Genomic DNA, 9,580 nt, shown 5'->3' with positions numbered 1-9,580 from the left:
AGGCGCTGTGTTCTTCGAGGGTCTTTAAGTTGTGCTTGTCCAAATTGTTCTTGTGCCCAAAGTTTAGCGTCTGAGTGTGTCATCTTAGTGTTTCAGTAATGATTGCTAAGTGATCAGATCACACACACTTGAAAGAGTTCAAAAAAAATCCCCAAGCTACAAGCTTGGGGATTTGTGTATAAGAGACAGCCGAGATGGAGCCTTAGATGATGGGACAATCCACTTAACGATTGAGTTCCGCCAGAGATTCAATGCTGATGGCATCGTGTCGCCAATACTCGATATCGCAATCAATCAACTCACCGTGCTGGTTATAGTTGATGCGCTCCACCACCATCGCGGGAGTGCCAGCTGTCGCGCGCAGTGCCTGAGCCATTTCACCCAACAAAGTGCTGGTTGAAATGCGGTAGCGAATCTTTTGATACGTCACTCCATAATGATCGCGATAAATATCCGTCAGTGAATTTGATAAATCGTAGTCCAGCAGGTTCGGAAACAGCTCTGGGCGAATGTAGTTTGTTACGAATACTACTGGTCTGTCTTCAAGATATCGAACACGGTCGACTCGATACACGTCCGAGAAAGGTTGCAAGTCCAGCAAGCGCGCGGCTTGTTTGTTTGCCAACGTCCCTTTTGCTGCGACCAACTCCGTTTTTGGCACACGATTTTGCGCTTTCGCCATGTTCGGGAAGTTCAGCGTTTGGGTAGGGTCGTAACGCAATGGCTCAGGTGAGATAAACCAACCTCGGCGATCTTCGCGATAGATTCGACCTTCTGCTTCCAGCAGTGATAAAGCTTCACGCAAAGTGACGCGTGTAGTATCGAACGACTCCGCCAACTTACGCTCTGCTGGCAGTTTTTGACGCGGCGATAGCATGCCCGCTTCAATCTGTTCAACAATCGAATCTTTAATTTTTACGTATTGCACGAAGTGTCCTTATCTTTTGCGCCAAGCTTGTGTGCGATTCTCTAACAATTTACCCAAAGTCATCTGAACAATCTTCGCAATTGCGGCAGCCATCATGATCATCACCGCCATTGCCGCTGCAGCGCCAGTTTGACCTGCATCGTCCATATTCAGAATCGAGACCGAAGCCGGAATCGTATCGGTTGAGTAAAGGAATACTACCGCAGAAGTGGTGGTCAATGCATTAACAAACAAGTAAGTCGCAATGTCCAAAATCGCAGGTAAACACACAGGTAATGTCACTTTAAAGAACAACTTGTATTGAGGAAGCTTCACCGATGCCGCAATGGCTTCAATCTCCGATGGCAGCTGCTTTAACGCTGTCAGGGCGGTCATGTGACCCACTGTGTAGTAATGCACTACCGTGTTAATTACCAAGAATGCCATGGTGCCATAAAGCACGTTCAGAGGATTGTTCGCATCGTTGAAGTAAAAGATGTAACCCAAGCCAAGCACCATACCCGGAACCGCCATTGGCACCACACTGAGCATTTGCATCACCTGACGAATTGGACCAAACGCACGCCCTTTCTCAATGCAGTAAGCACCGACAAAGATGATGGCTGTACCAATAACCGCTGTCCAACCCAACCTGCCAGTGTTAGCGAGTTGAAGAATGGGCTCCAACCGTAAGTGCTCATTTCGGCAAAGTGGTTAAGATCATCAATGCATGAGGGAAGGTCCAGAAAATCAAACCCATCGAGATCCCAATCACGCCGTAAATCGAGTTTCCTAACAGCATCTCTTTGGCAATGCCTTGATTACCGAAAAGGAAGATCAAACTGATCGCCGGCAACAACGAAGGCGCAAGGATTGGTGCAGTTCCTAGGATTTGAAACAAACCTTTAAACGGCATACATGAACGAGTTAGCGCGTAGGCATAACCAAACGCAAGCACACCGACTACCGAGGTCACTATCACGCCCAAAGTGAAGGTGTTGCCTACCGACACCCACAAGCTTGAAGAAGAAAAGTATGTCGCAAAGTTTGCCAATCCGACAAATTCGCCATTGGCATTTTGCACACTCTTGGTCAACATTGCCCAAAGCGGCATTAAGATGAACAGCACCATCATGGTCGACAAGCCAGCAAGCAAACCAAACAACACAAGGTTGTCGCGGCTGACACGTCCGAGTAGGGATTTTGCTTTGTCTTGTGTGGTCAGGCTATTCATCGTCATTGTCTTCGCATCCATGTTTACACCTACGCTGCTAGCGCTTTATCAACCGAGGGCACGGCGTAACCATGCAGCCCTTCTTCAGCAAACTGGATGTAACGTACATCGCCCGCCTTGATATTGAGTTTTTGAACCGTTTCCACAGGAACATCCACGACGATGGTTTTCGTTGAGCTGTCGTTTTGCAATACGCAATCAATGCGGAAAAACGCCCCCAGAAACTCGGTTGCGGTAACTCGCACAGGTAAAGAGTTGGTGTAGTTTTCAACGAACTTGATGCTTTCAGGGCGCACCGCAAGGTCGAAGCGGTCACCACGTTGAATCTTACGATTGGTCAAGCTTGGCGCTGACATCAGGGTTTCGGCAATCCGTACTTGGGAGTCCGTTGCGACTGAGGTTTCAATAAAGTTCATGCTGCCGACAAACTCAGCGACAAAGCGCGTGGCTGGTTGTTGGTAGATCTCTTGAGGTGTGCCGACTTGTTCAATCACACCATGGTTCATTACCACGATACGATCCGCCATCGACAGCGCTTCGTCCTGATCGTGCGTAACCATGATGGTGGTGATGCCAAGCTTACGTTGCAGCTTACAAATCTCGTCACGTAAGTGAACACGTACTTTTGCATCCAGCGCTGACAGCGGCTCATCAAGTAGCAGTAGACCCGGAGACAACGCCAATGCGCGAGCAAGTGCCACACGCTGCTGCTGACCACCAGAAAGTTGGTTAGGGAATTTCTCGCCGGAGGTTGGAAGACCAATGGTTTCTAGCCAGTAATCCACCTTCTCTAACGCTTCTTTGGTCGACATTCCTTGATTCTTCAAACCCACTGCAATGTTCTCTTGTACAGTTAGGTTCGGAAACAGCGCGTAAGATTGGAATACGATACCGAAATCGCGCTTCTCTGGTGGTAGGAATGTGGTCTCTTGACCGTTTTGAAAAATCGCACCAGACGTTGGCAAGTCTAAACCTGCAATGGCACGTAGCAGAGTGGTTTTACCGCAGCCAGAAGGACCAAGAAAACAAACAAACTCGCCCTTCTCAATCGCTAGCGAGATTTTCTTTAATGCAGTGAACTGTCCGAATTGCTTCACTACATTTTCGATATTTAGGTAATGTTGGTTAGTTGACATAACACACGCTCCAAATGGTATATACCAACTTTAGTTTTGGAGTGTTACGTTCCAATGACAAATTTATAGCCAGAAGATGACAAATAGATGAAGGGCGGTGAGGTTTGTTTCTACGCTTGCAACCCCCTCCAACTCCCCCTTTTCTCGGCATGGTTTGCCAAGCATTTGAATCTGGTTATCAAGGGGGAGGGTTTTTCTTTGCTACGGTAAGCTCTGTGCTTTCCCGACGTCATTCTGAAGGAGCCTAGGCGATTATTCAGAATCTTCTTGAAGCGCGTTGGATGTTGCATTGTGAATTAAACTATTCGCGAATGCAGAACCAGTCCCTCCCCTTTACCAGCACGACTATTATAGTCTCCCGAAGTTGAAGCCAAGGGGAGGTTAGGTGGGGTTGGATGTTTAACGTTGAGTTAGGTGCGATTCCAACCCCCTCCAACTCCCCCTTTTCTCAGCATGGTGTGCCAAGCATTTGAATGTGGTTATCAAGGGGGAGAGTTTTCTTTGCTGCAGTGAGTTCGGTGCTTTCCCGACGTCATTCTGAAGGAGCCTAGGCGAGTATTCAGAATCTACTTGAAGCGCGTTGGATGTTGCATTTTGAATTGAATTTTTCTCGAATACTGAACCAGTCCCTCCCCTTTACCAGCATGACTGTTGTAGTCCCCGGGAAGTTAAAGCCAAGGGGAGGTTAGGTGGGGTTGCAGCTTTAACGTTAGATTCGGTGCCTACACCCCCCTCCAACTCCCCCTTTTCTTGACATGGCTTGCCAAGCATTTGAGTGTGGTTATCAAGGGGGAGAGCTATTCTTTGCTGCGGTGAGATCCATGCTTTCCCGACGTCATTCTGAAGGAGCCTAGGCGAGTATTCAGAATCTTCTTGAAGCGCGTTGGATGTTGCATTTTGAATTGAATTTTTCTCGAATACTGAACCAGTCCCTCCCCTTTACCAGCATGACTATTGTAGTCCCGTGAAGTTAAAGCTAAGGGGAGGTTAGGTGGGGTTGGTTGTTTAACGTTTGATTCGGTGCCTACAACCCCCTCCAACTCCCCCTTTTCTCGGCATGATTTGCCAAGCATTTGAATGTGTTTATCAAGGGGGAGAGCTATTCTTTGCTGCGGTAAGCTCTGTGCTTTCCCGACGTCATTCTGAAGGAGCCTAGGCGAGTATTCAGAATCTACTTGAAGCGCGTTGGATGTTGCATTGCGAATTAAACTATCCGCGAATGCAGAACCAGTCCCTCCCCTTTACCAGCACGACTATTATAGTCTCCCGAAGTTGAAGCCAAGGGGAGGTTAGGTGGGGTTGCTACTTTTAGGCTTTTTACCCTCACCTCTTCTAAAAACAAAAAATCCACCTCAACCGAAGTGGATTTCAGCATTCAACTCAAAGCAAATTCAATTAAGACTTTGGCTCTGATTTCGCGTCGAACTTCTCAGACCATGCCGCTAGAATCTCTGCACGCTTGCTGCCCATTTGCGCGAAGTCCATCTTCGCCATGTTCTCTTGAACGTTCGGGAAGTTAGACACAGTCGCTTTCACTTCTTTATGTGCAACCACTGGGTACATTTCTACGTAAAGCTCGTTTGCAGCTTTAGAGATTGACCAGTCGACAACGCGTTTCGCTGCATCCGACTCTTTTACAAGACCAACGGCTTCTGATTCCCAGCCGATGCCTTTTGGTGTGATAACCGCTAGTGGTGCGCCTTGTGTTTTCAGCTTCGCGCCGCGGCTCGCCATCGAGATACCGATAGCCACTTCACCCATACCCGCTTGAACACATGGCTTAGAGCCAGAGTGCGTGTAGTGTGCAATGTTCTTATCTAGGTCACGCATGTAGTTCCATGCCTGAGCTTCACCCATGTTTTGTAGCCAAGCAGAAACCTGCATGTAGCCAGTGCCCGAAGACGCTGGGTTAGGCATTGCAATGTGACCTTTGTAAACCGGCTTCGTTAGGTCTTCCCAAGACGTTGGTTTCGGTAGGTTAAGTTGTTTCGCTACCGCTTCGTTGAAACAAACTGCGTTAAAGAACGCATCGTTACCGAACCAAGCTTGGTTTGATTGAGGGTCGTTTAGGTTCGCATGCAGCTCTTCCAAACCTTTTGGTGTGTAAGGCTTAAGAAGACCTTCATCTTTAAGCAGTGCCATTGACGAGCCAGCCAGACCCCAAACCACTTCCGCTTGAGGGTTGTTCTTTTCTGCCAGCAATTTCGCCGTCATGATACCGGTGGAATCGCGAACCCACTTAATCTTGATATCTGGGTTATCTTTCTCAAACGCAGACTTGTATTTAGCAAGAATGTCAGTTTCGAAAGCGGTGTAAACCGTGACTTCCTGTGCAGCCATTGCATTCGTAGCTAGCAGAGAGACAAGTGCAGCCAGCGATCCTTTCATCAAACGGTTTTTCATCATTTTCTCCAGTTAATTTGGCTAAGTTTCAACTTGGTCTGTACCAGTTGACGATATACACCCTACTGAGCCTTTGTGACGAAATCATGACCATTAAATGGCAGTTTTACGAAAATTCGCGCTGAATAATCGTTCAATTGATCCGCCATTTTCTGGATATTAAAGTTTTATGAAATTGAAGGTTCGCCTGTTTACTGCCCTTTTCTTCCTCGCTAGAGTGAACTTGAAATTTGGTGTAGACCAATTAGCCTATTCTGATGGAAATCGAGATGAAAAACGAATACCTACTACTGACTCCAGGTCCTCTATCTACTTCTGAAACAGTACGTGAAGCCATGCTAAAAGACTGGTGTACTTGGGATGATGAATACAACAAAGACATTGTAGAAGTGATCCGCACTAAGCTTGTAAAACTGGCGACGGAGCAAGACGGCTACACCAGCGTACTAATGCAAGGTAGCGGCACCGCATCGGTAGAAGCGACGATTGGCAGCGCCATTGACAAAGATGGAAAATTGTTGGTTGTCGACAACGGTGCTTACGGTGCGCGTATCGCTCAGATCGCTGATTACCTAAATATTCCATGCCATGTAGTTTCCCCAGGCGAAACATCACAGCCACACTTGAACGAGGTGGAAACTGCATTGGCATCGGATCCTGCGATCACACACGTGGCGATTGTTCACTGTGAGACAACCACTGGCATGCTGAATCCAATTGAGGCATTTGCTTCCGCGGCAAAAGCACACGATAAAGTGGTGATTCTTGATGCCATGTCGAGCTTTGGTGGCATTCCTATCGATATCGCAGAGCTTGGCATCGATTTTATGATCAGCTCTGCAAACAAATGTATTCAAGGCGTGCCGGGCTTTGGCTTTGTGATTGCGAAACAAACAGAGCTAGAAAAGTGCCAAGGTCAGGCACGTTCTTTGAGCCTTGACCTTTACGACCAATGGCGTTGCATGGAAGTGAACCACGGCAAATGGCGTTTCACATCTCCAACGCACACGGTTCGCGCTTTCTATCAAGCATTGTTAGAGCTGGAACAAGAAGGCGGCATTGAAGCTCGTCATCACCGTTACCAAACTAACCAGAAAACACTGGTTGCAGGTATGCGTTCTCTGGGTTTCAAGCCGCTACTGAGTGATGACCTTCACTCGCCAATCATCACTTCTTTCTACTCTCCGACACACAGTGATTACCAGTTCAAAGCGTTCTACACACGTTTGAAAGAGCAGGGCTTCGTGATTTATCCGGGTAAGGTATCGAACGCAGATTGCTTCCGCATCGGCAACATTGGTGAAGTTTACCCAGCAGATATCGAGCGCTTAATCGGTGCGATTGAAAAAGCAATGTATTGGCAAGTTGCCTAAAGCAGCCTTCTGATTGAGAAAGCGTTATGACTCAGAATATCAAACCCACCCATTTCCGCAGCGAAGGTGATGTCAACACGACACCGGCACGCCAAGCTTGGAATGCATCGATGGACGAAAAACGCACGCAAGCATTGCTTAAGCGTGATTCGGAGGTCTTTCTTCATCAAGCCATGTCAACGCCTTGCTTAGATACCTTGGAAACTACAGAAGGCATCTACATCCAAGATGCTACCGGCAAAAAGTACATGGACTTCCATGGCAATAACGTCCATCAGCTGGGCTATGGTCATCCGCATGTGATTAACCGCGTGCAAGAGCAAATTGCCAAACTGCCGTTTTCACCACGTCGTTTTACCAATGAAACTGCGATTGAATGTGCCGAAAAACTCACCCAAATCTGTGGCGGCGAATTGAATCGCGTGCTGTTTGCTCCGGGTGGCACATCTGCGGTTGGCATGGCACTTAAATTAGCGCGCCACATCACGGGCAACTACAAGGTGGTGTCTCTGTGGGATTCCTTCCACGGCGCATCGTTGGATGCCATCTCTGTGGGCGGCGAAGCGTGTTTCCGCCAAGGTATGGGACCATTAATGGCAGGTGTTGAGCGCATCCCACCAGCCGTATCTTACCGTGGTGCTTTCCCAGTCGCGGACGGCAGCGACGTACATTACGCCGATTACCTCGAATACGTGATTGAGAAAGAAGGCGGCGTGGGCGCGTTTATCGCAGAAGCAGTTCGTAATACCGACGTACAAGTGCCGAGCAAAGCCTACTGGAAACGCATTCGAGAAATCTGTGACAAACACAATGTCATGTTGATCATCGACGACATCCCGAATGGCATGGGTCGCAGCGGAGAATGGTTTACCTACCAAGCCTACGACATCGAGCCAGATATGCTCTGCATCGGTAAAGGCTTGGGCGGAGGCTTAGTGCCTATCGCAGCCATGGTAACCAAAGACAAATACAACACCGCCGAGCAAATCTCAATGGGTCATTACACTCATGAGAAAAGCCCTATCGGTTGTGCTGCCGCGCTGGCAACCATGGAAGCCATCGAGCAAGAGGGCTTGCTAGATAAAGCCAAAGCCGACAGCCAGTTCATGCGTGAGAAGCTGCTAGAGATGAAAGCCAAGTACCCAGTGATTGGCGATGTTCGTGGCATCGGCATGTTGTGGGGCATTGAGCTGGTCACTGACCACGAAAGCAAAGCACGTGCGTATGACGAAGCGGAAGCTGTGTTGTACCAATGCCTCAACAATGGCGTGAGCTTCAAGGTATCGCAGGGTAACGTGATTCAACTCAGCCCACCGCTGATCATCACTCGCGAACAACTGACAGAAGCGTTGGCGATCTTCGAAGAAGCCATCGCCAAAGTGTGTAAAGACTTTAACTACTTCTAACCTCAACAAAAACCAATTTATCCTGAGCGCAGTTCCGACGTGTAGGCAAGCGCTCTCGCAAGCAAGAAAGAAAAAGGATTGAACATGAGCAACTCACCAATTCAAGCAGTGATCTTTGACTGGGCTGGCACTATCGTCGATTTCGGCTCTTTTGCGCCAACCAGTATCTTTGTGGAAGCGTTCAAACAAGGCTTTGATTTTGAAATCGACCTTGAAGAAGCGCGCGAACCAATGGGGCTTGGTAAGTGGGATCACATTCAAGCTGTGGGTCGTATTCCTGCCGTTGATAAGCGCTGGAATGAGAAGTTTGGTCGCTCAATGACCAGCGAAGACATCGACGCTATCTACGCAGCATTTATGCCGCTGCAAAAAGCAAAAGTGGCAGACCACGCAGAGCCAATCCTTAATGCGATTGAAGTTGTAAACGATCTGAAAGACAAAGGCATAAAGATCGGTTCTTGTTCTGGTTACCCCCGCCAAGTGATGGACGTGCTGATTCCAGTGGCGGCGGATTACGGATACAAACCGGATTACGTAGTAGCAACGGATGACCTGCCTCAAGGTGGTCGCCCAGCACCATTTATGGCACTGAAGAACGTGATTGAGCTGAATGTAACGGACGTTAACGCGTGTATCAAAGTGGATGACGCAGCCCCAGGCATCGACGAAGGTCACAACGCCGGTATGTGGACCGTTGGTTTGCTGCTTTCTGGTAACGAAGCAGGTCTGACGTTTGAAGAATACCAAGCTGCGGACGAAGCAACGCTTAATGCTGCTCGTGAAAAAGCGCGTGCAAAATTGCTCAAGAGCTCGCCGCACTACCTCATCGATACGATCGCTGACTTCCCTGAAGTGTTGGCAGATATCGAACGTCGCCTAGCAGCAGGTGAACGTCCGTAATCTTCATCTTCCACCAATAAGTGAAAACAAACGCCCCTCACGTGCTGTCTCTTATACACAAATCCCCAAGCTTGTAGCTTGGGGATTTTTTTTGAACTCTTTCAAGTGTGTGTGATCTGATCACTTAGCAATCCTTACTGAAACACTAAGATGACACACTCAGACGCTAAACTTTGGGCACAAGAACAATTTGGACAAGCACAACTTAAAGACCCTCGAAG

General features: G+C 48.2%; 6 protein-coding genes and 1 pseudogene. 3 read left to right on the top strand and 4 right to left on the bottom strand.

Translation table 11 applies throughout. From position 1 onward, the window contains the following. Positions 1 to 223 precede the first annotated feature (223 nt). From phnR to KIV40_RS17045, 4 genes and pseudogenes are all read right to left on the bottom strand, one after another. On the bottom strand, positions 224 to 928 hold the full coding sequence (gene phnR, locus KIV40_RS17060) for a phosphonate utilization transcriptional regulator PhnR (protein WP_005442366.1): 705 nt from the start codon (positions 926 to 928) through the stop codon (positions 224 to 226). A gap of 9 nt (positions 929 to 937) precedes the next feature. Beyond that, positions 938 to 2,147, bottom strand: a pseudogene (locus KIV40_RS17055) (ABC transporter permease subunit). Between the two features lie 23 nt (positions 2,148 to 2,170). Further along, entirely contained in the window at positions 2,171 to 3,277 is a 1,107-nt protein-coding gene (locus KIV40_RS17050) for a putative 2-aminoethylphosphonate ABC transporter ATP-binding protein (protein ID WP_005535044.1), read from the bottom strand. Between the two features lie 1,395 nt (positions 3,278 to 4,672). After that, positions 4,673 to 5,683 (bottom strand): putative 2-aminoethylphosphonate ABC transporter substrate-binding protein, encoded by a 1,011-nt coding sequence (locus KIV40_RS17045; protein WP_010645353.1) that lies wholly within the window; start codon positions 5,681 to 5,683, stop codon positions 4,673 to 4,675. Between the two features lie 266 nt (positions 5,684 to 5,949). Between KIV40_RS17045 and phnW the strand changes: the two genes are divergently transcribed. The 3 genes from phnW to phnX all read left to right on the top strand — a co-directional run bounded on the left by phnW (position 5,950) and on the right by phnX (position 9,359). Beyond that, positions 5,950 to 7,053, top strand: a complete 1,104-nt coding sequence (phnW, locus tag KIV40_RS17040; protein ID WP_285350387.1) for a 2-aminoethylphosphonate--pyruvate transaminase — start codon at positions 5,950 to 5,952, stop codon at positions 7,051 to 7,053. A 26-nt stretch (positions 7,054 to 7,079) separates the two neighbouring features. After that, positions 7,080 to 8,459, top strand: a complete 1,380-nt coding sequence (locus KIV40_RS17035) for an aspartate aminotransferase family protein (protein WP_285350386.1) — start codon at positions 7,080 to 7,082, stop codon at positions 8,457 to 8,459. Positions 8,460 to 8,543: 84 nt separating this feature from the next. Beyond that, positions 8,544 to 9,359, top strand: coding sequence for a phosphonoacetaldehyde hydrolase (gene phnX / locus KIV40_RS17030; protein ID WP_285350385.1), 816 nt, complete (start codon positions 8,544 to 8,546; stop codon positions 9,357 to 9,359). Positions 9,360 to 9,580 lie beyond the last annotated feature (221 nt).

It is taken from the genome of Vibrio sp. D173a, from assembly GCF_030248475.1.
This window is presented reverse-complemented; position numbering and strand designations above follow the sequence as displayed.

Excerpts from the sequence above, each read along its gene's own strand:
- KIV40_RS17050 (WP_005535044.1), bottom strand. The coding sequence starts at position 3,277 with ATGTCAACTAACCAACATTACCTAAATATCGAAAATGTAGTGAAGCAA.
- KIV40_RS17045 (WP_010645353.1), bottom strand. The coding sequence starts at position 5,683 with ATGATGAAAAACCGTTTGATGAAAGGATCGCTGGCTGCACTTGTCTCT.
- phnW (WP_285350387.1), top strand. The coding sequence starts at position 5,950 with ATGAAAAACGAATACCTACTACTGACTCCAGGTCCTCTATCTACTTCT.
- KIV40_RS17035 (WP_285350386.1), top strand. The coding sequence starts at position 7,080 with ATGACTCAGAATATCAAACCCACCCATTTCCGCAGCGAAGGTGATGTC.
- phnX (WP_285350385.1), top strand. The coding sequence starts at position 8,544 with ATGAGCAACTCACCAATTCAAGCAGTGATCTTTGACTGGGCTGGCACT.